The following is a 25,616-nucleotide window of genomic DNA, read 5'->3' as shown; positions in this document are numbered from 1 at the left end:
GAAAAGATAAGAGGCAAATATCAGCTTTTTCCGAAACCAGAAAAAGTTGATATCTGCCTCTTAAAAATTTTTCAGTCGTATCAAAAGATCAGCCTGCGAGATGCAGCATCTCGATCAGGAACAGCCAGCTCAGGCCATAGAATGTAACGACAGCGACAAGGTCGTTGACCGTTGTGATCAGCGGGCCGGAAGCAACCGCCGGATCGATGTGGATCTTTTTAAAGAACAGCGGAATGCAGGTGCCGACGGCACTGGAAATCAGCATAGCCAGCAGCAGCGCGATACCGATGCAGGCGGAAACAGAAAATGCGAACATCATGGTCTTTCCTTTGAATAAGAAGATGAAAAGTCCGATGACAGCAAAGGACAGAACACCAAGCAGAAGACCATTGCAGAAACCGATGCGCATTTCCTTGAAAACAAGCTGTAATTTCTGTTTTCCGGTCAGGGACTCATCCATCAGGACACGGATGGTAACAGCCAGGGACTGGGTACCAACGTTTCCGGCCATGTCAAGGATCAGGGACTGGAAGGTCATGATGATCGGAAGGGTTGTGACAACCTGTTCGAAAATACCGACTACAGAAGAAACCAGCATGCCAAGACCGAGCAGGATGATCAGCCATGGAAGACGTTTTTTCATACTGTCTTTTAACGGCTCTTTTAAATCCTCCTCTGCGGTCAGACCTGCGAACATCGCGTAGTCCTCACCCATCTCATCATCAACCAGGTCGATGATGTTTGATGATGTGATGACACCGAGCAGGCGGTTGTCATTGTCGAGGACCGGAATAGAATCCTCGGAATAATCCTTCAGTTCTTCGATACACTCGTTGATCGGCTCCTCTGCATATACGTACGGGTAAGAAGTTACGGTCAGATCCTCGAGCGTCTCGTCGCGTCTTGCGATGATCAGGTTTTTCAGATCGATCGCTCCGTAAAATTTCTGCTGCGCATTGACAACAAAGATGGTAGAGATGTTGTCGTTCTTTGCGGCCTGATCGATCAGGCTGCTCATCGCCTGTTTGACATTCAGATCCTCGCGGATGATGATGCAGTTTGTCGTCATGCGGCTACCGATTTCATCTTCATCGAAGGAGGCGATCATCTCAATATCGTGGCGTACTTCCGGATCGAGCAGTTCGATCAGAAGTTTTTTCTTTGCTTTGTCGAGTTTCTGCAGAACCTCGGCCAGTGCATCGGTCTCCATTTTGGAGAGGATGGAAGCGGCTTTTTTGACATCCATCTCTTCGAGGTACTCGGCTACGTTGTCGGATTCAGCATACTCAAAAATATCGGACAGCATGTCCGTGTCCAGAATGCGGTACAGTTTGCATCGCTCCGGAACCGTTAAAAGCGGCAGAACATCTGCCAGGTCATTTTCGTGGTAATCTTCCAGGCGGCTGCCCATGACAGCCGGAGAAGAGTTACTGCGGATTGTATCCAGGATCTCCTGGGTATAATCCTGTACTCGTTTTTCCATTTTTTCGTTATCCTCCATTCTTTTTTTTGACAGCAGAAAAAAACATGCGTGCTGTCGGTGCGAAAAAGCATGTTGGAACCCTCACAGGGCAGTAAAAGCACACGAAAAAAGAACCAGAGAATTACGTTTCAAAACTGGTTTGGATCATGTGTCTTACTTCGGGTTTTCATAGGATAAGAAGGGAAAATATTTAAGATTAAAGCAGGACAGAAGGATGGCCGTCATCCTGCATATTTTCCGGTTCCCGTCCTATGCTGGTACTTCGCCCATGAGAATCACAACTATCCATTCTGTTCACCTGCCTTTTTTTAGAAATTTTTTGATCAAACAGCCGTTTTTGCCGGTCTGTTTCGCTTGAAATACGGGATTCAAAAATCATCCCTCAAGTATTCTAACTGCTTTCCAGAAAAAAATCAATTCCTATTTTGGTAAAATTTTCGCAACATTCTTATCTCGTTTCTGTTTCTCCTCGTAAAGCATTGCATCCGCATGCGCGAGCATCTCCGGAAGTGTGGAATCCATGTCTTTCGGAAGCAGATAAAAGCCGGTGGAAACGGTAATATTATATGCTTTTTCGTTCGTTCTATTAAAAATGTCGAATGCGGAGTGCAGCGTCCGGTACAGATCCCTGGACATTGTTTCGTCGGAACACGGAACAAGACATGCGAATTCATCGCCGCCGATGCGTCCGCAGACACCGCGTTTGCCGATGGAATCCTGCAGAAACTGTCCGACAAGGCGGATGGAGAAGTCCCCTTCTTCATGCCCGTATCGGTCGTTGATGATCTTTAAATTATTGAGATCCGCATAGACGGCAAGCAGGATGTGCTAAGAAAATAATTGCAATTGTCTAAAAAATGTTTGAGCTCTGAATTCACAGACAAAACTTTATAGAAACTTAAGATTTTCCTTTGCGGACCTAAAGATTCCTTTGGTACAGTAAGGATGAAAACAAAAGACATCTGGCAACTTGAGGGAATTTGCGGTACAATCATCTTTGAATCATGTGGGAGGTCCGGCGCGGAAAAAAAGTGCCGGAAAAGAAAAAATGAAAGGTGGAGAAAGAAGAAATGTACAACATTTTAGTATGTGATGATGATAGAGAGATTGTAGACGCCATTGAGATTTATCTGACCCAGGAGGGCTATCATGTGCTGAAAGCATATGACGGCATGCAGGCCATCCAGATGCTCGAGAGGGAGGAGATTCAGCTGCTGATTATCGACGTCATGATGCCGAAACTGGACGGCATCCGTGCGACGCTGAAAATCAGGGAAAAGAGCAGTATTCCGATCATTATTCTGTCCGCAAAATCAGAGGATGTGGACAAAATTCTGGGACTGAACATCGGCGCGGATGATTACGTGACGAAGCCGTTTAACCCGCTCGAGCTGGTGGCGAGGGTGAAATCTCAGCTGCGGCGCTACACGAAACTTGGAAATCTTCCGGCGGACGACGGAGAAAATGTGTATCAGGTCGGCGGGCTTCTCGTCAATGACGATTTAAAAGAAGTCAGCGTCGAGGGTGAACCAGTCAAACTGACCCCGATCGAATATAACATTCTCCTGCTGCTGGTAAAAAATCCAGGCAAGGTATTTTCGATTGAACAGATCTACGAGAGCATCTGGAACGAGGAGGCGATCGGTGCGGACAACACCGTTGCGGTCCACATTCGTCACATCCGTGAGAAAATCGAAATCAACCCGAAGGAGCCGCGCTATCTGAAAGTTGTATGGGGAATTGGGTATAAGATTGAGAAACAATAATAAGGAGTGAATAATTGTGAAAGAACGAAAACTCTACAGCCTGACGGGGAAGCTGATCGTTTTTCTTCTGCTGATCGTTTTTGCCGCCAGTGCGCTGTTCGGGGGCATTCAGACACTGATGCTTTCCAGCGTCGGCCTGACGCCGAATGCGGCAGCAAAAAAGTATGCGTTTGAAGAAACCACCGCATGCGGCACACTGGTGCAGCGGCAGCTTCATAACGTCATGAGCTACTATAATGATATGAGTAAATTCGGCACAAACGGTCGATACGACGGAACAAAAGAGATTGATTACCGTGCCTTTGCAACCGATGGAGAGGGAAGCGGCGGGATAAGTACAACGTACACCATTGACCAGCTTGTCAAGATGTACGATGACGGCAGCAGCGCAGACCTCAATGAGGTGGCAGCGTATACTGCGGACAATTATGCGACGAACGATGCCGGAATTGACAAAGAAGCCTATCTTGCATACGAAGATGGAACTGACGTGAGCCAGGAAACAGAAGAGACGGATGTAGCCGCACTCACCGAAGAAGTGAGCGCGGCAGATGCAGAGACGTTTGACAGCTTTTCCCCGGACGGCGAGGTCTACTTTCCTTCCGATAATGCAGTGAAAAGCCTGAAAGAGAAAAAAATTGATCCTGCTGATGTTTCCTCCCAGTTTTTGTATCTATACGATCAGGGAATGAGCCTGGAAACGCAGAAAACGAAAGCGGGAACGTACCTCTATGAGTACGCGGCGGCAAATCTGAAAAAGGTATCCATCCGCGATCTGTATATGACACTTTCCGGGGTCACGGAAGAAGTTGCTGCTTTTAAAAACCAGGAGAGCGGCATCAGCGTCGATGCGGACGATGCCAATCTCTGGTACTGTCTGGAGGATAAAGAAGGAAATATCTATACGAATGTGGATTCCTGGAAAAATGGTTACACAACAGCCATTGCGCAGAAATCGCCCTATCCGTTCGCCTTTGCTGTTGACCGGACCGGCGGTGCCGACAAAGTCCGTTCTTATGCAACAAGAAAAAACAGCCCGGCCGTGGAAGCAGCGAGAAGCTATCTACTGAACAATCAGATTGCAGATAATTATCAGAAGATCTTTGTTGCACTGGATCCGGATCTGGCAGCAAGCGACTATTTCTCCCAGTACAGTGAGATCTACAGCCAGTGGCTTCCGAAAATGCAGCTCCTTCTTCTGATGATTGCAGTTGGCGGAATCGGAACGCTGGTCTGCCTGGTCCTGTTCACACTGCAGGCAGGAAGAAATGGAAAAAACAAAGAAATCCGCCTTTACTTTTTCGATCAGTGGTACACGGAAATCGCAGCTGCAGCCGCCATCCTGATTGTGATGGGAGCAGTTGGAATCGTTGCTGTCTGCATCGAACTTTCCTACGGCGGCGTTCATTATATCCAGAATTTTGACGGAAACTACATCTACAGCGGATCCTATGGAAATGAAGCAGATACATGGCGAAGCCTGGTGGCCGCATCGGGCATCCTCGCCGGATTTCTGATCACACTGATTCCGTACTGCTCACTGGTGCGCCGGATCAAAGCACGCAACGTCTGGAAACAGTCGTTTTTGTACTGCGTCGGCCACCGGATCGTGTCTGCCGGAAGAACCTTCTATGAAGGCAGACAGGAGTCGGAGCGAACGATCCTTATGTTCTGCGTTTTCTGCGGCGTGCAGATCATTCTCTGCTGCGGCTTCGGAATGTTCGGCGTATTCCTTACCCTGGTGATGGATGCCGCAGTGCTGCTTCTTCTGCTGCGCGAGGCATCCGGAAGAAAACAGATTGAACATGGCTTAAAAGAGATTGCTGCGGGCGATCTGGATTACAAGATTGACCTGACGGAGCTGCAGGGGGAAGACAACCTTCAGCTTGCCGGAATTGTCAATTCGCTCGGAGAGGGAATGAAAGCGGCAGTGCAGGAGCAGATGAAGAGCGAGCGCTTAAAAGCGGATCTGATCACCAACGTATCCCACGATATCAAGACACCGCTTACTTCTATTATTAATTATGTCGATCTGCTGAAACGGGAAAATATTGAAAACGAGAAAGCGAAAGATTATATCCGCGTACTCGACGAAAAATCACAGCGCCTGAAACAGCTGACGGAGGACCTTGTCGAGGCATCGAAGATCAGCTCCGGAAATATTAAACTGGAATTCATGAACCTGAACCTGAATGAACTGGTACAGCAGGTGAACGGAGAATTTGCGGAGCGGTTCGAAGGCCGCAATCTCGACCTGATCTGTATTCTCCAGCCGGAACCGCTTCTGATCCGTGCGGACAGCCGCCGCATCTGGCGCGTGCTTGAGAACCTGTACGTAAATGTCTGCAAATATGCCATGCCGGGAACACGGGTTTATGTGGATGCCATCAAAAAAGACGGAAAGATTCAGCTCTCGATTAAGAACATTTCCGAGAACCCGCTGAACTTCCAGGCAGATGAACTGACGGAGCGTTTTATCCGCGGCGATGTCAGCCGGAGCACCGAGGGCAGCGGCCTGGGTCTTTCAATCGCAAAGAACCTAACGGTATTGCAGCATGGAAGCTTCAACATTTATCTGGACGGCGACCTGTTCAAGGTTACGATTACGTTTGATGAAGCTGTAAAGGAGAAAAAACCGATGCCTCCGATGATCGTACCGGAAGCGGTACAGGAGGAAGCACAGCAGGATGCCTGAGAAGTGTTGAAAAATAAAAGAGAATAGAAAACGACAACTCCCCGCCGGGAAACACGCAGCAGATGCGGTTCCCGGCGGGGAGTTGTTTATGAAATGCAGTTTATTTATTCGTTTGTTTCGTCTGTTTCTGTCTGTTCAGCCGGGCTTGCAGATTCCTCTTCCGAAGCAGTTTCTGCAGCATCGGTAGTTTCAGCCGGAGCAGCGTCATCGGAACGTTCAGTCAGCGGGCTTGGTCTGTCCATTGCTTCGAGTGCCCGTAAGGATTCTTCTTCCGGTGTCAGAACCTCGTTTTCTTCCTCAGGCATATAGAATGGGAAGATTTTGTTTACGAAGAACCAGGAGCATCCAAGCGCTACCGTGGAAAAGCCCAGAAGGAACATCAGAAGAATCAGATAGCTGACAATCTTTGTCGTGGAGAATACATAGATCAGCAGCGGACAGAGATTGACGAGCAGGATCATGATGGTCCACGGCAGGTGGCGGATTGCCATCAGGATGGAGTTCTTGATCGTGTTTTTTACAGTATTGTCAAAGCGGCTCAGTACCGGAAATACATAGGAAAGTACCATGGCCTCGAAAAAGATCAGTACCAGGAAAACAAAACGCAGGTAGGTGATGGTACCCGGCATTCTCATGACCAGCAGAAGATCAAGAATCAGAACAATCAGAACCGCCAGCAGGATGAGCCAGATGGCAGTTGCCTGCTTGAAGTTTTCGCGGAAGGATTTCCAGTAGGTACGGAAGATATACGTCTCCTCATTTTTGATCATCTTCAGCGTGACGTAGTACATTGCTGTGAAATTGGCGCCGATTGTCACAATCGGGATACACATAATAAGGAAAATAATGTTCAGCATCATCAGGTCGAAGACACGGCCCATAATCTGCGAGAACTTACTGTCCAGGCTGAAAAAACTCATAATTTGTTCCTCTTTTCTGTTGAATTAAGTGTGCCGCCGATTAACGTTCCGGCTGGCAGACATCATAGAAAAGTATAGCGAATTTTTCAGAAAAATGCAATGAAGAGAATATAAACTTTTCGTTTCGTCATTTTGTATAAGAGTGAACATTTTGTTTGTGCAAAGTGGACAGAAGAGAACGGTTCGAGAAAATCCGAAAGCAGAATTGCCAATCTGCCGGAGGAAAGTTTGTGTAATTGTGGCATGGTCGAATGCGGGTAGAAAAGGTATACTAATCCCATAAGCAAGAGAGATGCAAATGCAAAACTCATAATAAAACGCATGATGTTCATTTAGGGAGGATTCAAAAATGGCAAGTTTATCTTTACAGCACATTACAAAAAGATATCCGAACGGTTTTGAAGCAGTAAAAGACTTCAACCTGGAAATCGCTGACAAAGAGTTTATCATCTTCGTAGGACCATCTGGATGTGGTAAATCTACAACACTTCGTATGATCGCAGGTCTTGAGGAGATCTCCGATGGTACTCTGAAAATTGACGATAAAGTAGTAAACGATGTAGAGCCGAAAGACCGTGATATCGCAATGGTATTCCAGAACTACGCTCTGTATCCACACATGACCGTATATGATAACATGGCATTCGGTCTGAAACTGAGAAAAGTTCCGAAAGATCAGATCGACAAACAGGTTAAAGAAGCAGCTAAAATCCTTGACCTGGAGAAACTGCTTGACCGTAAACCGAAAGCTCTTTCCGGTGGTCAGAGACAGCGTGTTGCTATGGGACGTGCAATCGTACGTGATCCTAAAGTATTCCTTATGGACGAGCCTCTGTCAAACCTGGATGCAAAACTTCGTGTACAGATGCGTACCGAGATTTCCAAACTGCATGAGAGACTGGGCGCTACCATCATCTACGTAACACATGACCAGACCGAGGCTATGACACTTGGTACCAGAATCGTTGTTATGAAAGACGGAGTTGTTCAGCAGGTAGATACCCCGCAGAACCTGTACAACGCACCGGGCAACCTGTTCGTTGCAGGATTCATCGGATCTCCGCAGATGAACTTCCTGGATGCAAAAGTAAAAGTTAACGGAAACGACGTTACTCTTACTGTTGGTAAATACAACATGAAACTGCCGGCTTCCAAAGCAAAAGCTGTTATCGACGGCGGATATGACGGAAAGACCGTTGTTATGGGTATCCGTCCTGAGAACGTACATGATTCTCAGATGTTCATCGAAACTTCCAAAGACAGCGTAGTTGAGTGCAAGATCAACGTATACGAGCTGTTAGGTGCAGAAGTTTACCTGTACTTCGATTGCGAAGGCTTCCCAATGACAGCCCGCGTAGATCCTCGTACAACTGCAAGAAGCGGTGATACCGTTAAATTTGCTCTGGATATGGAGAAAGTTCATCTGTTCGACAAAGAGACAGAGATCACCATTACCAACTAATCCATATGAACATCAGCGCGTATGCGCAAACATAGAGAAAAGGATCGGCATCCGTTCGGATGCCGGTCCTTTTTGCATATGCACCGCCCTCCTTTTGCGAAGCAAAAAATAGTTGCCAATGAGAAAAAAATAAGCTATAGTTATAGATAAGACGCACCCTGGAGTAAAATACGCCAGGAGAAAGGAAGTGGCAGATTTGGTATCAAGTCAGGTATTACAGAAAACCCTTGATGAATTAAGAAATATTACGAGAATTGATTTATGTGTGACGAATACGGATGGTGTTCTGCTGGTGACCACATTCCCGGAAACCGCGATTGATGCAGAAAGCATCCGTTCTTTTGTATTATCCGCTGCGGACAGCCAGATTGTACAGGAATATCATTATTTTAAAGTATATGACAACCAGAATGTGGAGTATATTCTGATTTCTAAAGGAAGTAGCGACGATGCATATATGATCGGAAAGGTTGCCGTATGTGAGATTCAGAATCTTATCATTGCATACAAAGAGCGTCTGGACAAAAACAACTTTATCCAGAACCTTCTTCTCGACAATCTTCTTCTGGTGGATGTCTACAACCGCGCGAAAAAGCTTCGCATCGACACAGATGTGCGCCGCGTTGTTTACATGGTAGAGACGAAGCTGGAAAAAGACATCAGCGCACAGGAGACAGTAAAGAGCCTCTTTGCTTCAAGACCGAGAGATTTCATCACCGCAGTCGATGAGAAGAGCATTATCATTGTAAAAGAACTGAAGGATACCGACACCTTCGAGGATATGAACCAGACCGCAAGAATGCTGGTTGATATGCTGAATGCAGAGGCAATGTCCCAGGTACGTGTTTCTTACGGAAATCCGGTCAGCGAGATTAAGAGTGTTTCGCGTTCCTACAAAGAAGCGAAGATGGCGCTTGAGGTAGGAAAAATTTTCTACGCAGACAAAAACGTGGTACCATACAACAACCTCGGCATCGGCCGTCTGATCTATCAGCTCCCGATTCCGCTGTGCGAAATGTTTATGACCGAAGTCTTCGGCGAAAATCTGCCGGATACGTTCGATGAGGAAACACTGACCACAATCAATAAATTTTTTGAAAATAACCTGAATGTGTCCGAGACATCCCGTCAGCTCTATGTACACAGAAATACTCTGGTGTACCGTCTGGAGAAGCTCGAGAAGAGCACAGGACTCGACATTCGTAAATTTGACGATGCGCTGACCTTTAAAATTGCCATGATGGTCGTAAGCTACATGACGTATATGAACAACAGCGAAAATCTGTAAAACCGTTCAGAGCCGTACAGGATTGCGGGAGTGCAAAGCACGGAGCAATCCGGGTATCGAAGGGGTCAAAAGACTTTTTGACCCTGACATTTTATCAACAACAAGAGGAGAGCAACGACATGATTGAATTACTGAACACAGGTGCATACCTTGTCAACGGAATCGACATCATCCCGGATACAGAAGAAGGCCGCGCGGAACTCAAAGCGCGTACCGGCGCTGTGCCGTGTCCGGCGGATGCTGCAAAAGAAACCATTGCCTATGGAATCTTAAAAGACCACAATGTTTCCGGCAACATGGAAAATCTGCAGATCAAATTTGACAAACTTACATCGCATGACATTACTTTTGTTGGAATCATTCAGACCGCGCGCGCGTCAGGACTGGAAAAATTCCCGGTACCGTACGTGCTGACCAACTGCCACAACTCCCTTTGCGCAGTCGGCGGAACCATCAACGAAGATGACCACATGTTTGGTCTTACCTGTGCGAAAAAGTACGGCGGCGTCTATGTACCGCCTCATCAGGCAGTAATTCATCAGTTTGCCCGCGAGATGCTTGCCGGCGGCGGAAAAATGATCCTCGGATCCGATTCCCACACCCGTTACGGTGCACTCGGAACCATGGCCATGGGCGAGGGCGGACCGGAGCTGGTAAAACAGCTTCTCTCCAAAACATATGATATCGCTATGCCGGGAGTGATCGCAATTTACATGACAGGCGCACCGCAGCCGGGCGTAGGACCGCAGGATATTGCACTTGCCATCATCGGTGCAGTCTTTGCAAATGGTTACGTAAAGAACAAAGTTATGGAGTTCGTAGGACCTGGCGTATCTTCCTTAAGCGCAGATTACCGGATCGGTGTGGACGTTATGACAACCGAGACAACGTGTCTGTCCTCCATCTGGAGAACCGATGAGAAGATCAGCGAGTTCTATCAGATCCACGGCAGAAGCGCAGATTACAAAGAGCTGAATCCTGGCGCGGTTGCTTACTATGACGGCGTTGTAAAAGTAGAACTCGACAAGATCAAACCGATGATCGCGATGCCGTTCCATCCGAGCAATGTTTATACCATTGAAGAGCTGAAAGCAAACCTCGATGACATCCTGAACGATGTAGAGAAGAAAGCAGCCATCAGCCTCGACGGAAAAGTTCCGTTCACTCTGAAAAATAAAGTACACGACGGAAAACTCCTGGTAGACCAGGGAATCATCGCAGGATGCGCCGGCGGCGGATTTGAGAACATCTGCGACGCAGCCGATATCCTGAAAGGCCACAGCATTGGCGACGATGCGTTCACCTTAAGTGTTTACCCGGCAAGTACCCCGATCTATATGGAGCTGGCAAGAAACGGAAAACTGGCAGACCTTTTGGAAACCGGTGCGATCGTAAAAACCGCATTCTGCGGACCGTGCTTCGGCGCAGGCGATACTCCGGCAAACAATGCGTTCTCAATCCGTCACTCCACCAGAAACTTCCCGAACCGCGAGGGATCCAAGATCCAGAACGGCCAGATTTCTTCCGTTGCCCTGATGGATGCACGTTCCATTGCAGCAACCGCAGCAAACAAGGGATTCCTGACCGCAGCAGACGAGTTCACCGGAACATACACGAAACCGGCATACCACTTCGACAAGAAGATTTACGAGAACCGTGTCTTCGACAGCAAGGGTGTGGCAGATCCGTCTGTAGAAATCCAGTTCGGACCGAACATCAAAGACTGGCCGGCTATGCCGCAGCTTGCCGAGAACCTGATTCTGAAGGTTGTTTCCGAGATCCACGATCCGGTTACGACAACCGATGAGCTGATTCCATCCGGCGAGACTTCTTCCTTCCGTTCCAACCCGCTCGGACTGGCAGAGTTCACCCTGTCAAGAAAAGATCCGGCTTACGTGGGACGTGCAAAAGAAGTACAGGCCGCAGAGAAAGCCATCCAGGAAGGAAACTGCCCGGCAGAGGCACTTCCGGAACTGAAACCGGTCTTCGCAGCCATCCATACCCAGTACCCGGATATCGACAAGACAAACGTCGGTGTCGGATCCACCATCTTCGCTGTAAAACCGGGCGACGGCTCTGCGCGTGAGCAGGCAGCTTCCTGCCAGAAGGTATTAGGCGGCTGGGCAAACATCGCCAACGAGTATGCAACGAAGCGCTACCGCTCCAACCTGATCAACTGGGGCATGCTTCCATTCCTGATCCCGGAGGGAGATCTGCCGTTTACAAACGGAGATTACATCTTTGTACCGGAGATCCGCAAGGCAGTGGAAGAGAAAGCCGATGTGATCAAAGCGTACGTTGTAAAAGACGGAGCACTTGTTCCGTTCGAGATGACGTTAGGCGCGCTGACCGATGATGAGAGAGAAATCATCCGCAAGGGATGCCTGATCAACTATTATAGAGGATAAGTATTTGAGAAAGAGCTGTGTGGCAGGAGAAAAGTCTGTTTCATAGCTCTTTTTCTGCGCACTTATTTGAAATAAAATATCAGAAAACAATATAAAATTCAGAAAATAAACACAATAATTAAGAAAAGGAAAAGTGATATAAAAAAACAGTAAAAATATTTTAAAAATGTATTGACAAATGCTGACGGATCTGTTATATTAAAATCACAAAGAAACAAGAAAACAAAAACCTAACCAAGAGGTACAAAGAGAAAGACTTGGGACCCCCTTTTCAAGAGAACAAACCATTTTCATAGAAAGAGACGAGAAATCTTCTATAGAAGAATGGAAAAAAAGGGAAAAGGAAGATGTTCTTAAGATGAGAGACTTCCGAAAGGAAAGAAAACCTGAGATAAAGATCCATACAAAAGAAGTTCGAAAGAAAACCTTTTGATAAACATGAGATCAGAGCAGATCTTAGGAAATCCTAAGGAAAAGATTTTCGGAGTGGAAATCTTAACCGCAAAGGAAAAGCCTCTGAAAAAGAACATCTTCCCGAAAAAAAGAAAATCTACAACAGGGAAATGGAAGAGAAACGATCTTTGAAATATCAAACGAAAGCGAAAACAAAGATCACAGATCGGTAAAGAAAGAAAACCAGTGAAAATCCTTGAAAGTAGAGAAAAAACTGAATATGGAAAATAAAGAAAAAGCGGTCGCTGTATCAGAAAAAATGATTGGTATGGCGATCGCTTTCTGTGTTGTGTAATTCGTCCGCCGGGCATGTTTTTCTTGACAGATGCGGCAGAAATGGTGCATACTTCTTAAAGCATAACAGCGGAGAAATCCGTGTATCGAAAATAAGAAGTCAGAACAGGAGAAGAAAGTGGCTGGATTTTGCAGAGAAGATATTTTAATGGAAGATAACGATATTCTTGTTGTTCACAAGCACGCGGGTATGGCAGTGCAGAATGCGCGGATGGGACAGATGGATCTGGAGCATGCGCTGCTGAATTATTTGGCGAAGCAGGCAAGGGCGGAAACACCGGGTCAGGCGCGGACTCAGATTCCATATCTGGCGGTCGTTCACCGGCTCGATCAGCCGGTTGAGGGCGTGCTGGTGTTTGCGAAAAACAAAGACGCCGCAGGAAAACTGGGACGGCAGGTGAAGGACGGGACGATGAAGAAAGAGTATCTCGCCGTCTGTGAGGGAAAAATCGAAAAACAGGGCGTGCAGAAGTTTGAGGATTTCCTTGTAAAAGACGGACGGAGCAACACATCCCGCGTCGTACAGCCAGGCACCGCCGGAGCGAAAAAAGCGGTGCTGGAATATGAAGTGATAAGGACACAGGAGAACCGAACCCTGGTGCAGATCCACCTCGGAACGGGCCGCCACCACCAGATCCGCGTCCAGTTTTCCCATGCGGGATATCCGCTGGCGGGGGATGCAAAATATGGGGCGAAAGAGAAAGGATCTCTGGCGCTGTGCGCGCATCATCTCGAGCTGAAGCATCCGCGGACAGGCAAACGACTTTCGTTTACCGTAAAACCAGAAGGTGAAATCTTCCACAGCTTTGTGTAACTATTCAGAGCTATGTGAAATTGCAAAAAAGTTCAGAAAATTATAAGAAAACAGGACTGGACTATTTTTACGGTTTGTGTATAATAGAGAAAGGTTATGTAACAAAACTGTAAAAAGTAATGGAAAATGATTCATCAGGCAAAGCAGAAAGGGAGAATTATGAAACGCAGAATGATTGCAGTACTGCTTTCCGGAATCCTGCTGTGCTCGGCAGCTGGATGCGGAAAAGAAGCAGTGACAGACAAGAGCACCGCAGCATCGTCGTCTCAGGAAGTGACAGAAACTCCGGCGGCAGAAGAAAGCCCGGAGGCCTCATCGTCCAGCGCAGATTCTACAGCAGAGTCAGCCAGTGCATCCACATCTTCTGAAAGCTCTGGAGATGAAGGAAAAGAAGCAGACAAAAAACGAATAGAAATCACCGTTCCGCACAAAGACGGCATGGAAGCATTGTACGACACCGTGGATGGACTTACCGTTGAAAAAGGCTCTTACATCGCCGTGGTTGCAAAAGACTTAAGTGCCGGTTTTTGGAAAGCCGTAAAAGCCGGTGCGCAGCAGGCACTTGACGATCTGAACGCCTCGCTTGGCTACACCGGAAACGACAAAGTTTATATGACATTTGAAGGCCCGGAAAATGAAAGTGACACCAACTCTCAGATCAATATCATCGACTCTGTCATTTCGGAAAATCCGGACGCGCTGATCCTTGGCATCATTGACCAGCAGTCGGGACAGGCACAGATGGAAGAGGCTTCCGACAGCCAGATTCCGGTCGTCATCGCGGATTCCGGTATCGAGAGTGATCTGATCACCTCGACATGTGCGACTGATCACGCAGCGGCAGCAAAGCTTGCGGCAGATCATCTCTGCGAGGCCATCGGCAACAGCGGAGAGGTTGCGATTGTTGCACATCAGTACAACACCGAGAGCAGCGTAGAGCGCGTGGAAGCATTTAAAAAAGAGATCGAAGAAAAATATACCGATGTGAAAGTGGTTCAGGTGAATTACGGAGATGGAGAAGAATCCATCGCGGACATGCTGAAAAATACACTTGAAACCTACCCGGCTCTGAAGGGCATCTTCTGTACGAACGAAGACATGGCAGACCAGACGCTGGATGCGCTGGCAGATATGGAAAATACTGAGCAGATTCAGATTGTCGGTTTTGATTCCGGTGAAAAACAGCAGAAAGCGATCCAGGAGGGACGCGAGTACGGTACCGTAACGCAGAATCCGTACGGTCTTGGCTATGCGGCAATCGTGGCGGCCGTCCGCGCGATTCAGGGACTTCCGGTAGATCAGAAGATCGATACGGGATATCAGTGGCTCGACAAAGACACGATCGATCTGGAGACAAATCAGAAGTATCTTTATAACTGAAAATCAGGATAAAAAATGAACCCGGCAGACAAGGGAATGTTCCTTTGCCTGCCGGGTTTTCTGCGCTGCAGTGCGGATTACGAGTTCTGATCGTCTTCGTAAATTCTCTGTACCTCTTCGGAAATCTGCTGCCGGATCGCGGAGAGATCGACATCCGGGATGCCGTCCTCGGTGATCTGCGGTTTGGAAGGAGAGGTATACGGCTTCGTGTCGCCCATGGAAGCTTTTGGGGATGTTTCTTCTTCGTCAAACTCCTCCGGAGCGGCCGGTTTTGCGGATGGCCGGCGGCGGATGATTTTCGGAAGATCTTTCTCATCGTCGTCATCGTCAGGTTCTTCCGGAACAAAACGGAAATCGTACATGGTGTTCTGCGAAACACGGGTACGGTTCGACGGTTTCTGATAGCTGCGGTACGGATCTCTTGCGTTGCCGGAAGAAGAGGAAGAGGAGCCGCGGCGTTTCTTTTTCTTCTTTCTGGATGGAAGAGGATCGAAACCGGATCTGCGCTTCCGTCTGGCGCGCGCTTTTGCACGGTGTTCGCGTTCTTCTTCGTCGTCATCCTCCCAGTAGTCCGCCTCTTTCCACGGTTTAAACTGGAAGAGCATGCCTGCTGCGGCGAGAATGGCAGAGACAATCCAGAACATCATGTTCAGATCGAGGTCCTTGAAGAAATATGCCATGCGGATCGTCGTGAGGGCGCCGCAGATGGAGGTGACCAGGATTACGGAAATGCGTTCGAACGGAACGCAGATCAGGCCGATCACGAAAGCGACGAGGGCGACGAGTCCATAACCTGTGGTATCGTTTGGATTAACGAGATGCCAGAGGCAAAAGCCGACGAGCCCGCAGATCAGAAGAAAAAGTCCGATCCGGTAGAGGACGAAGGCAATGATTGCGGTCAGAAGACCGGTGCCGACGGCAAGCGCCAGGGTGATCGTCGTGGTCTGATTCGTGTAGGTACCCGCTGCATAACCGGCGGCCGCGCCGAGAAAAAATCCGGGAATGACGCTCCAGAGCTTGCGGAGCGCATAGCCGAAGAAACAGTTCAGCAGGGCAAAAACAATCACAATCAGAAGAAGCTGCTGCTGGTAAACACCCATGACGTCCCGGACTTTATCGAGACCGCCAAGCAGCGTGTTGATGTTAAAAGCTTGCATATTCAGATTCATGATATTCACTCCTATATGATGTATCGGAAAAATAGATACAGGTTGTATTTTAGTACGGAACGGCGGTTTTGGCAAGTGAAATTGTGTTTGAGATCTGGGAAACGGCAGAATGGCGGCGGTGTGCATATGGTATAAGGAAGAGCAAAAAGGAAATAAAACAGGCATGAATCAGGATAGAGTGTATGAAAATAGAAGAAATTCCTATCAGGGAAATCCGATGGAGCGGCCGGAGCCGTTTTTTGCGGCACAGCCCTTATGGGGAAGAAGTATGGAGGAGCAGCAGGAAGCGCGGGAACGGCAGCGGATGCAGTCGTATTATTCCCGGACGGCATCTGATCTGCAGCGGCTGGTGGAGGCAGAGTGTGACCGCATGGATTACCGCGGCAGCATGATGTACGACGAATTCCCGGACCGGCTCATGATGGAGCACACCTGCCGGAATATCGCACGTCAGTACGGCAGGGAAAACGGCGGGAAGGATGAGAAAACGGCAGAAGAGGAACTGCTCGATTTGATCGGCGTTCTTTTTTATAATGAAATGTTCCGGAGGCGGAGCAGGAGGAAACATTATTACAATCTGTGGCTTTAAACTGCGCCATAAAGTAATAAGAGGGTAACACATTTTTAATAATTTTTCTGTTGTGGTTTTGCGGAAAACAGATTACAATATTAGCGAGGTTGTAAGGGGCTTTATTACACATGTTTACAAACGATTCAGGAAGTTTGGAGAGTATAAATGGAATTACAGAAATTATTACAGGATGAAATCCGGGAAGGGCTGTATCGTATCACGATCAGCGGCCCAAGAGGGGACAGTGAAGTGTCCAAAGTGAGAATACGCCCGGTTGAAATAAAAGGAAAACTGCTCTTTCAGTGCCAGGAGACTGTCGGCACGAAGGAGTTTCATAAAAATATGACAAAAGACGACGTGATCACCCGGATCAGCGACTGGATGAACGGAACCTTCAAGCAGATGCAGCTCGAATCCGACACCTGCACAGCATCCGTTCTGGTCAGCAAAAAGGGAACGATGACGATCAAAAAGAAACCGCATATGAAAGGAACCGGCAAACCCGTCAATCTGGCGCACAACCGGAAGAAACGGTATATTCTGGAAGAAGGAATCCCGGTTCCTTTTTTACAGGATCTCGGTGTTATGACAAAAGAAGGCAAAATCGTGCGGACCCGCTACGACAAGTTCCGCCAGATCAACCGCTTTCTGGAGTTCATCGAAGATATCCTGCCGCAGCTCCCATCGGACCGCGAGATCACGATTCTCAATTTCGGCTGCGGAAAATCGTATCTGACGTTTGCGATGTATTATTACTTCCGCGAACTGAAAAAACTGGATGTCAATATCATCGGACTTGACTTGAAAGAGGATGTCATCGCGATCTGCAACGGACTGGCGGAGAAATACGGCTATGAAAAGCTGCATTTCTATCAGGGCGACATCGCTTCTTATACCGGCCGCGACGAGGTCGATATGGTGGTGACGCTGCACGCGTGCGACACGGCGACTGACTATGCGCTGGAAAAGGCCGTCAAATGGAATGCAAAAGTTATTCTTTCCGTTCCGTGCTGCCAGCATGAGCTGAACCGCCAGATTGCAAACAAAGAACTGTATCCGATCATGGATTACGGCATCTTAAAAGAGCGCATGGCGGCGCTTCTGACCGACGGAATCCGGGCAAAGCTTCTGGAGAATGCAGGCTATGAGACACAGATTCTCGAATTCATCGACATGGAGCACACGCCGAAGAACCTTCTCATCCGCGCGGTAAAACGCCAGGAAGGCTCGAAAAAACTGCCGGAAGAACTGAAAGCGTGCATGGAAGCGTACCATGTGAAGCCGACACTGGCAGACCTCCTCACAGAAAAGGAGGAGCCGTGATGAATAAAAGAGCAGCAAGGATTCTGATCCTTTTTCTTGTTTTTGCCGCATCAGTCGGTGTGTTCACACACCTGATGAGCCACGAGACGACGGAGAATGCGACCGATCTGGACGCAGCGAGTCTTCCGGTGCTGTACATGAAGACCGCGGACATGACAGTGAACCGCATGTACGGATACTGCCAGGAGATGAACGGCGTAACGACAAGAGAAAACCTGACACCGCTGCCGATGGACCGTTCGCTTACGCTGGAAATTGATGCGAAGGGACAGAAAATTAAAAACGTGACCTATACGGTGGAAAGCACAGACGGCGGAGCGCTGATTGAAAACTCGGTGCTGAAATCGTTTGACGAGGACGGAAGCTATCTGAAAGCAGACTTCCAGTTAGAGACCGCGATTCTGATGAATCAGGAATATACGCTGAAGCTCGAGGTTGCCTACGGAAACGGCCAGTCTGCCTGGTATTACACCCGCATTGTACAGCGCAACGGCGTGGAGGTCGGCGATTATCTGGCCTACACGCAGATGTTTGCGCAGACATGCCTGGATAAAACGCAGGCGGAAGCGCTCGTTCCGCAGCTTGAGCCGGATGAGACGGGGGATAATTCTTCGTTCCTCAATGTCAACATTCATTCCAGCCTCGACCAGATTTCCTGGGGAAGCCTCGCACCGACGATCGTACAGCAGCCGGTGCAGCAGATCAAAGAAGCGAATGAGACGACGACCAGCATCACACAGGAGTACATGATCAGTGCGCAGGATGAGAACGGACAGACGGAGTATTATACCGTAAGCGAGTTCTACCGGATGCGAGAGTCCGACGGAGAGATTATTCTGCTGGACTTCGAGCGGAGCGTACAGCAGATCTTTGATCCGGAGCTTGGTGTTCTGACGAAATCCGGCATCAACCTCGGTGTGACCGGCGAGGATACCGAGTATGTGACGAATACGGCAGGTGATATTGTCGCATTTGTAGTAAACGGTGATCTCTGGTGCTACAACCGCAGCGCCAACAAGACGATCCGCGTTTTCAGCTTCCGTGAGAACGGCAGCATGGATGACCGGGAACAGCACGGAGAGCATGATGTCAACATTGTGCGTGTGGATGATGCGGGCGATGTGACGTTTGTTGTTTATGGCTATATGAACCGCGGAAACCACGAGGGTGAAGTGGGAGCAGCCGTTTACTATTATCGCGCCGAGCGGAATGTGGCAACCGAGGAGATTTTCGTTCCGGCGGATATTTCCTACGAGATGCTGAAAAAACAGCTCGACCGCCTCTCCTACGTCAACAAGCAGAGAGAGATGTATCTCTATCTGAATGAGAACCTGTGCAAGGTTGATATTGGAACCGGCACGACGACGGTGGTCCGGGAAAGTATCCCGGAGGACTGCTTTGTAGTATCGGAAAGCCAGGAGAGCATCGCGTGGATGGATGCGGACAATGCAAGCAGTGCGATGAACATCACCGTGATGAATCTGGAGAGCGGGGAAACGCAGCGCTTTGCGGCGGATGACGGACAGAAGATCCGGGCACTTGGCTTTATCAATGAAGACTTTGTCTATGGTATGGCAAACGACAGCGATATTTTAAAAGATATTTCCGGCAATGAAGTTTTCGCTATGCATACGGTGCGGATTGTCAGCATCGACGGAACCGTGAAAAAAGAGTATCACCAGAACGGCTATTATGTGACAGGCGTGTCGATTTCGGACGGCCTTCTGGAGCTGGACCGCGTGGTACGCCAGGAAAACGGCTATGCGGATGCGCCGGAGGATCACATCATGAACGGCGAGCAGCAGAGCCAGGAACTGGTGACGGGCCGCCTGGCAACGGTGGACGACAGAAGAGAGCAGCAGTTCCTTCTGGAATTCTCGACGAGCGGCAAAACACAGTCGCTTCTGACACTGACACCGAAATATATCTATTCAACCTTACGGACCGATCTTACGATGTCGTACGAAACAGGCAGCGCAGAGCTTTACTATGTATATGGAAAAGGAAAACTGATCGCCATTTTAAGCTCCCCGGCCGAGGCCGTACAGCTTGCCGATGAGAATGTCGGCGTTGTGCTGAACAGCAGCCAGTCCTATGTGTGGGAGCGCGGAAACCGCCAGCAGGGCATGCGCCTCGACGAGACAACGATGCCGTCGGGATTCCAGAGTGCATCTTTGGACGAAAACGTGCTGAAGGAGTCACTCGGTGATGATTACGAACTGCTGAACCTGACGGGCTGCACAAGAGAAGAAATTCTCTACATGATCAGCAGCGGCTACGGCGTTGTTGTAAAGACCGGCGAGAACGAGAGTCTGCTTCTGACCGGATACGATATTTTCGGAAATTCCTGGCTGTATAACCCGGCAACGGGCGAGACAACTGCACTTTCTGACGATGACAGCGATGCATTGTTCGCACAGAACGGCAATGTCTTCATCAGTTATATTAAAAAAGTAAAGATCGAGTGATTTGCGGGGTTTTCTAATGACGCAAAAAGTGCTAGAATAAAGAAAGCACTATGAATATTTAGGGAGAAAAAAGACAATGAAACTTACAACCATCCGAGAGATTTATAAAAACCGGGAAGCATACCTGGACAAAGAAGTAACCGTAGGCGGCTGGGTGCGCAGCGTACGTGATTCCAAAACCTTTGGTTTCATCGTTCTGCACGACGGAAGCTATTTCGAAACCCTGCAGATCGTATACCACGATGAGATGGAAAACTTCGCTGAGATTTCCAAAATGAACGTCGGCGCAGCCATCATCGTAAAAGGTACCCTCGTTGCTACCCCGCAGGCAAAACAGCCGTTTGAGATTCAGGCGGCAGAAGTTACCGTAGAGGGCGTTTCCGCACCGGATTACCCGCTGCAGAAAAAACGCCACTCCATGGAATACCTTCGTACCATTTCCCATCTGCGTCCGAGAACCAACACCTTCCAGGCAGTATTCCGTGTTCGTTCCCTCTGCGCCTATGCGATCCATCAGTTCTTCCAGGAGAGAGACTTCGTTTATGTCAACACCCCGCTGATCACCGGAAGCGACTGCGAGGGAGCCGGCGAGATGTTCCAGGTAACCACCATGGATCTTGACAATATTCCGAAAACCGAGGACGGCGCTGTTGATTTCACACAGGACTTCTTCGGAAAGAAGACAAGCCTTACCGTAAGCGGACAGTTAAACGGCGAGACCTTTGCACAGGCATTCCGCAATATCTACACCTTCGGACCGACCTTCCGTGCAGAGAATTCCAACACCACCCGCCATGCAGCAGAGTTCTGGATGATCGAGCCGGAAATCGCTTTCGCTGATTTGGAGGATGATATGGAGCTTGCTGAGGCAATGCTGAAATATGTCATCCGCTACGTTATGGAGCATGCACCGGAAGAAATGCAGTTCTTCAACAGTTTCGTGGACAAGGGACTGATCGAGCGTCTGAACCATGTCGTAAATTCTGAGTTCGGCCGTGTAACCTACACCGAGGCTATCGAGCTTCTGGAGAAAAACAACGACAAATTCGATTACAAAGTATACTGGGGATGCGATCTGCAGACCGAGCATGAGCGTTATCTGACCGAGCAGATCTTCAAGAGACCGGTTTTCGTTACCGATTATCCGAAGGAGATCAAAGCGTTCTACATGAAGCTGAACGATGACAACAAGACAGTTGCCGCTATGGACTGTCTGGTTCCTGGCATCGGAGAGATCATCGGCGGAAGCCAGCGTGAGGACGACTACGAGAAACTGCTTGGCCGTATGAAAGAGCTGGGACTTGCTGAGGAAGATTACGGATTCTATCTGGACCTCAGAAAATATGGTTCTACCCACCATGCAGGATTCGGACTGGGATTTGAAAGATGCGTCATGTATCTGACCGGAATGGGCAATATCCGCGACGTCATCCCGTTCCCGAGAACAGTAAACAACTGCGAGCTGTAATTACGAAAAGTGATATAGAAACTTAAAAAATACGGATGCCGGGTGCAGTGGAATCCAATGTGGATTTGGTGTGCCTGACGTCCGTATTGTAGTAATGGAGAAAATGAATCCAGAAAGGGGTATGCGCCTATGCGGTTTATTCATATTGCGGATGTGCATCTCGGCATGCAGCCGGATGCGGGATTTCCCTGGAGCGAGGAGCGAGGGGAGGCCATCTGGGAGAGCTTCCGGCGGATCATCCGCCTGGCCGGTCGGGAAAAGACGGACTTTCTGCTGATTGCGGGAGATCTGTTTCAGTGCCAGCCGCTTCTGCGGGAACTGAAAGAGGTTAATGATCTCTTTGCTTCCATCCCGGAGACGATCGTCGTGCTGATTGCCGGAAACCACGATTATGTGAAACGGGAGAGCTTTTACCGCGGTTTCGACTGGGCAGACAACGTGGTAATGCTCCTGTCGCCGGAGCCGGAGTGTGTTGAAGTCCCGGAGAAGAAGACGGCGGTGTACGGATGCAGTTACGACAAAAAAGAGATTCTGGAAAACCGGCTGGACGGCGTGCGGCCGGAGGGAAAAATGAAATATCATCTGCTGCTCGCGCACGGCGGCGATGCCCGCCACATGCCGTGGAATCCGGGCCGCATGGCGCAGGCTGGGTTTGATTATATTGCGTGCGGGCACATTCATAAGCCGGGGATTCTTATTCCCGACAAAATGGCATACGCAGGCGCACTCGAACCGACGGATGAGACGCAGTTGGGGCCGCACGGCTACATCCGCGGAACGGTGGACGAGCACGGCACGCGGATTCAGTTTGTGCCGTTTGCCAGATATGAGTACGAAGATCTGGTGTTGAACGTGACGGAGGATCTGACACAGTATGCGCTGGAGACGAAGCTGAAACAGGAGCTGGCGCTGCGGGAGGATGGGAAGATCCGAAAAATCATCCGCCTGAAACTTGTGGGACACCGTGCCGCCGAGCTGGAATTTTCTCCGAAACGGCTGCTGGACTGCGGCAGAGTCATCTCCGTGGAGGATGAAACACGTCCGGCGTACGATCTGGAACAGCTGAAGAAAACGTATGGCGCTAGTCTGATCAGCGCCTATATTGAAGCATTTGAAACAAAGACGGATGCGCAGTCACAGAAGGCGCTCGACTATGGTCTCGAGGCGCTGCTGGCGGCACGCAGGAACGGCTGAAAAAAAGATTGCGGGAGGTATAGAAGATGAAAATAGAAAAACTGGAAATCCGCAATTTTGGAAAAATGCAGAACCGCACGCTGGAATTTTCCGATGGGATTCAGCTCATCAGCGGGGAAAATGAGAGCGGAAAATCGACCGTCCATACCTTCATCCGCAGCATGCTGTTCGGCATGACACGCGGCCGGGGGCGGGCGGCAAAAAATGATGTCTACAGTCGTTATGAGCCATGGGAAAATCCGGCATACTATGCGGGAGAGATGGTGCTTGAAAGCGGCGGCAAACGGTTCCGTCTGACCCGGAATTTCGGGCGGCAGAACGCCAATGCAAAGCTGGTGTGCCTGACGGACGGCGAGGTGCTCTCCGTGGAGGACGGCGATCTTTCCATGCTGCTCGGCGGTGTCAGTGAGATTGTGTATGATAATACGGCTTCGATCGGGCAGTTAAAAGGAAGAACCGAGGAAGGGCTTGCGGATGAGCTGCGGAACTATATGGCAAATTACCAGGGGAGCAGCGATGGAGAGCTCGATGTGGCGGCGGCGCTGGATCTGCTGAAGCAGAAGAGAAAGCGCCTAGAGCAGGAACAGAAAAAGACGCTGGCGGGACTGGAAAAACGGAAGGAAGAACTTGAGACGAAAATTTCCGTTTTTACGGAGGAGTGCCGTCAGAGCGAGGAGAATCTGCAGCAGGCGAAAGAGCAGATGAAGCGGGATATTTATCAGAAGGATGTGCCGATCGAACGGGTGCGGAAGATGAAAAAAGAATCTCGGAAGAGCCGCAAATGGGGTGCCGCGTGCGTGGCGCTGGCTGGATTTCTCTTGTTCTTATGCATTCTGCAGTTCTTCCATATTGATTCGCTGCTGACGAGAACGGGACTCGGGCTTGCGATTGCGGCGCTCTTGTATCTGGCGTACAGTCTGTTCCGTCACCGGAAAACGGAGGTCGAGCAGGTCGTGACGGAGCCGGAGGAGCAGGCGATCCGCCGCCAGCAGTGGAATGTGGACCGCCTGAAGCAGGAGCTGGGGCAGAAACAGACGGTGCTGTCGAACCTGCAGAGTGAATACGAAGAGCTCTGCATTTTCATGACGGAAAAAGATCATCTGCAGGAAGAACTCGATGCGCTTTCCCTGGCGGGGGAGACGATCCAGAGTCTCTCCGTACAGATGCAGAGCCGGATCGGCGACCGCTTAAAACAGCAGATGTCAAAAACGCTGTCATCGCTGACGAATGGCCGCTATCTGCAGGTGAATATGGATGAGAATCTGCGGATCGGCCTTCACACCGCAGACGAATATGTGCCGCTTGAACAGGTCAGCCGCGGCACGATCGAGCAGGCGTACTTTGCGCTCCGCATGGCGGCGATGGATGTGCTCTGCGGCGAGGAGGAGCTGCCGGTGATTCTCGATGAATCGTTTGCGTTTTACGATGAAAACCGGCTGAAAGAAACTTTGAAATGGCTGGCGGAAAACCGGACGCAGGTGCTGCTCTTTACGTGTCAGAAGCGGGAGGAGGAAGCACTCTCGGAGATGGGAATTCCGTACCGGAAAATTGTGCTTTAAGTAATGCGGCTCGCAGAGAATCGGTGAGTTGTGGTTTGGAAATAAAGGAGAATAAAAGTTATGCTGACAATAGGATGTCATTTATCATCGTCCAAAGGATATCTTGCCATGGGAAAAGAGGCGGTGTCCATCGGGGCGAATACCTTTCAGTTTTTTACAAGAAACCCGAGAGGAAGCAAGGCGAAAGCCATCGACGAGGCGGATGTCGCAGCGTTTCTTTCTTACAGTAAGGAGCATGGAATCGAGCGCATTTTGGCACATGCGCCGTACACGCTGAATCCGTGCTCGAAGGATGCGCACACGAGAGAGTTTGCATGGATGACGATGGCGGATGATCTGAAACGGATGGAGTATACGCCGGGAAACTGCTACAATTTCCACCCGGGCAGCCATACCGGACAGGGGGCGGAAGAGGGAATCCGTCTGATTTCGGAGATGCTGAATGAAATTTTAAAACCGGAGCAGACGACCACGGTGCTGCTCGAGACGATGGCAGGAAAAGGAACCGAAGTCGGCCGCTCGTTTGAGGAGCTGGCGGCGATTCTGGAGCGCGTGGAATTAAAAGACCACATGGGTGTCTGCCTGGATACGTGCCATGTGTACGATGCGGGATACGATATTGTGGATCACCTCGATGATGTGCTTGAGAGGTTCGACCGCGTGGTAGGACTTTCGAAGCTGAAAGCGGTTCATCTGAACGACAGCAAGAATCCGTTTGAGAGCCATAAGGACCGCCATGAGAAGATCGGCGAGGGATCGCTGGGACTTGCGGCATTTGAGCGGATTGTGACACATCCGGCGCTGGCGGGACTGCCGTTCTATCTGGAAACACCGAATGAGCTGGACGGATATGCAAAAGAGATCGCGCTGCTGCGCGGGTTTGCGAAATAGAGGAAGAAGG

General features: G+C 49.4%; 18 protein-coding genes. 14 read left to right on the top strand and 4 right to left on the bottom strand.

Annotated features, from left to right (window positions below; translation table 11 throughout):
• Nucleotides 1-88 precede the first annotated feature (88 nt).
• Nucleotides 89-1,483, bottom strand: coding sequence for a magnesium transporter (gene mgtE, locus PGS38_RS15030; protein ID WP_022461398.1), 1,395 nt, complete (start codon nt 1,481-1,483; stop codon nt 89-91).
• Between the two features lie 420 nt (nt 1,484-1,903).
• Complete coding sequence (locus PGS38_RS15025; RefSeq protein ID WP_179965882.1) at nt 1,904-2,305, bottom strand: GGDEF domain-containing protein; 402 nt, start codon at nt 2,303-2,305, stop codon at nt 1,904-1,906.
• A 248-nt stretch (nt 2,306-2,553) separates the two neighbouring features.
• On the opposite strand from PGS38_RS15025, the gene PGS38_RS15020 reads away from it, so the two are divergent.
• Together PGS38_RS15020 and PGS38_RS15015 are read left to right on the top strand one after the other, a co-directional pair.
• Nucleotides 2,554-3,249: a response regulator transcription factor gene (locus tag PGS38_RS15020; protein WP_022461396.1), complete on the top strand. Its 696-nt coding sequence runs from the start codon at nt 2,554-2,556 to the stop codon at nt 3,247-3,249.
• 16 nt (nt 3,250-3,265) lie between these two features.
• Entirely contained in the window at nt 3,266-5,944 is a 2,679-nt protein-coding gene (locus PGS38_RS15015) for a sensor histidine kinase (protein WP_117509947.1), read from the top strand.
• A gap of 104 nt (nt 5,945-6,048) precedes the next feature.
• On the opposite strand, the gene PGS38_RS15010 is transcribed toward PGS38_RS15015, so the two are convergent.
• Nucleotides 6,049-6,864: a YesL family protein gene (locus PGS38_RS15010; RefSeq protein ID WP_070100805.1), complete on the bottom strand. Its 816-nt coding sequence runs from the start codon at nt 6,862-6,864 to the stop codon at nt 6,049-6,051.
• A 349-nt stretch (nt 6,865-7,213) separates the two neighbouring features.
• Here PGS38_RS15010 and PGS38_RS15005 point away from each other — a divergent pair, with 349 nt between their 5' ends.
• From PGS38_RS15005 to PGS38_RS14985, 5 genes are all read left to right on the top strand, one after another.
• Entirely contained in the window at nt 7,214-8,326 is a 1,113-nt protein-coding gene (locus PGS38_RS15005) for an ABC transporter ATP-binding protein (RefSeq protein WP_055219170.1), read from the top strand.
• A gap of 196 nt (nt 8,327-8,522) precedes the next feature.
• Nucleotides 8,523-9,614, top strand: coding sequence for a PucR family transcriptional regulator (locus PGS38_RS15000; protein WP_055219318.1), 1,092 nt, complete (start codon nt 8,523-8,525; stop codon nt 9,612-9,614).
• Between the two features lie 119 nt (nt 9,615-9,733).
• Complete coding sequence (locus PGS38_RS14995; RefSeq protein WP_199696582.1) at nt 9,734-12,022, top strand: hydratase; 2,289 nt, start codon at nt 9,734-9,736, stop codon at nt 12,020-12,022.
• An 895-nt stretch (nt 12,023-12,917) separates the two neighbouring features.
• A complete protein-coding gene (locus PGS38_RS14990; protein WP_055265689.1) occupies nt 12,918-13,583 on the top strand; it encodes an RluA family pseudouridine synthase in 666 nt (221 codons plus the stop codon).
• Between the two features lie 159 nt (nt 13,584-13,742).
• On the top strand, nt 13,743-14,963 hold the full coding sequence (locus PGS38_RS14985) for an ABC transporter substrate-binding protein (RefSeq protein ID WP_158565876.1): 1,221 nt from the start codon (nt 13,743-13,745) through the stop codon (nt 14,961-14,963).
• Nucleotides 14,964-15,040: 77 nt separating this feature from the next.
• On the opposite strand, the gene PGS38_RS14980 is transcribed toward PGS38_RS14985, so the two are convergent.
• Nucleotides 15,041-16,132, bottom strand: a complete 1,092-nt coding sequence (locus PGS38_RS14980; protein ID WP_022461538.1) for a TM7S3/TM198-like domain-containing protein — start codon at nt 16,130-16,132, stop codon at nt 15,041-15,043.
• 163 nt (nt 16,133-16,295) lie between these two features.
• Between PGS38_RS14980 and PGS38_RS14975 the strand changes: the two genes are divergently transcribed.
• From PGS38_RS14975 to PGS38_RS14945, 7 genes are all read left to right on the top strand, one after another.
• Nucleotides 16,296-16,721 (top strand): hypothetical protein, encoded by a 426-nt coding sequence (locus PGS38_RS14975; protein ID WP_082424871.1) that lies wholly within the window; start codon nt 16,296-16,298, stop codon nt 16,719-16,721.
• Nucleotides 16,722-16,868: 147 nt separating this feature from the next.
• Nucleotides 16,869-18,026: a class I SAM-dependent methyltransferase gene (locus tag PGS38_RS14970; RefSeq protein WP_118640934.1), complete on the top strand. Its 1,158-nt coding sequence runs from the start codon at nt 16,869-16,871 to the stop codon at nt 18,024-18,026.
• Complete coding sequence (locus PGS38_RS14965) at nt 18,026-20,494, top strand: hypothetical protein (protein ID WP_118640936.1); 2,469 nt, start codon at nt 18,026-18,028, stop codon at nt 20,492-20,494. Before PGS38_RS14970 ends, PGS38_RS14965 begins: the two co-directional genes overlap by 1 nt.
• A gap of 76 nt (nt 20,495-20,570) precedes the next feature.
• The gene (gene asnS / locus PGS38_RS14960; RefSeq protein WP_117762055.1) at nt 20,571-21,962 is read left to right on the top strand and encodes an asparagine--tRNA ligase; all 1,392 of its coding nucleotides are present in this window, start codon (nt 20,571-20,573) and stop codon (nt 21,960-21,962) included.
• Between the two features lie 129 nt (nt 21,963-22,091).
• A complete protein-coding gene (locus PGS38_RS14955; RefSeq protein WP_118640938.1) occupies nt 22,092-23,156 on the top strand; it encodes a metallophosphoesterase family protein in 1,065 nt (354 codons plus the stop codon).
• A gap of 26 nt (nt 23,157-23,182) precedes the next feature.
• A complete protein-coding gene (locus PGS38_RS14950; protein ID WP_118640940.1) occupies nt 23,183-24,715 on the top strand; it encodes an ATP-binding protein in 1,533 nt (510 codons plus the stop codon).
• A gap of 60 nt (nt 24,716-24,775) precedes the next feature.
• Nucleotides 24,776-25,606: a deoxyribonuclease IV gene (locus PGS38_RS14945; protein WP_117509937.1), complete on the top strand. Its 831-nt coding sequence runs from the start codon at nt 24,776-24,778 to the stop codon at nt 25,604-25,606.
• Nucleotides 25,607-25,616 lie beyond the last annotated feature (10 nt).

Source organism: Fusicatenibacter saccharivorans (assembly GCF_027667425.1).
GTDB classification, from domain to species: Bacteria; Bacillota; Clostridia; order Lachnospirales; family Lachnospiraceae; genus Fusicatenibacter; species Fusicatenibacter saccharivorans.
Note: the sequence above shows the minus strand (reverse complement) of the source record. Positions and strands in the feature narration are given on the sequence as shown.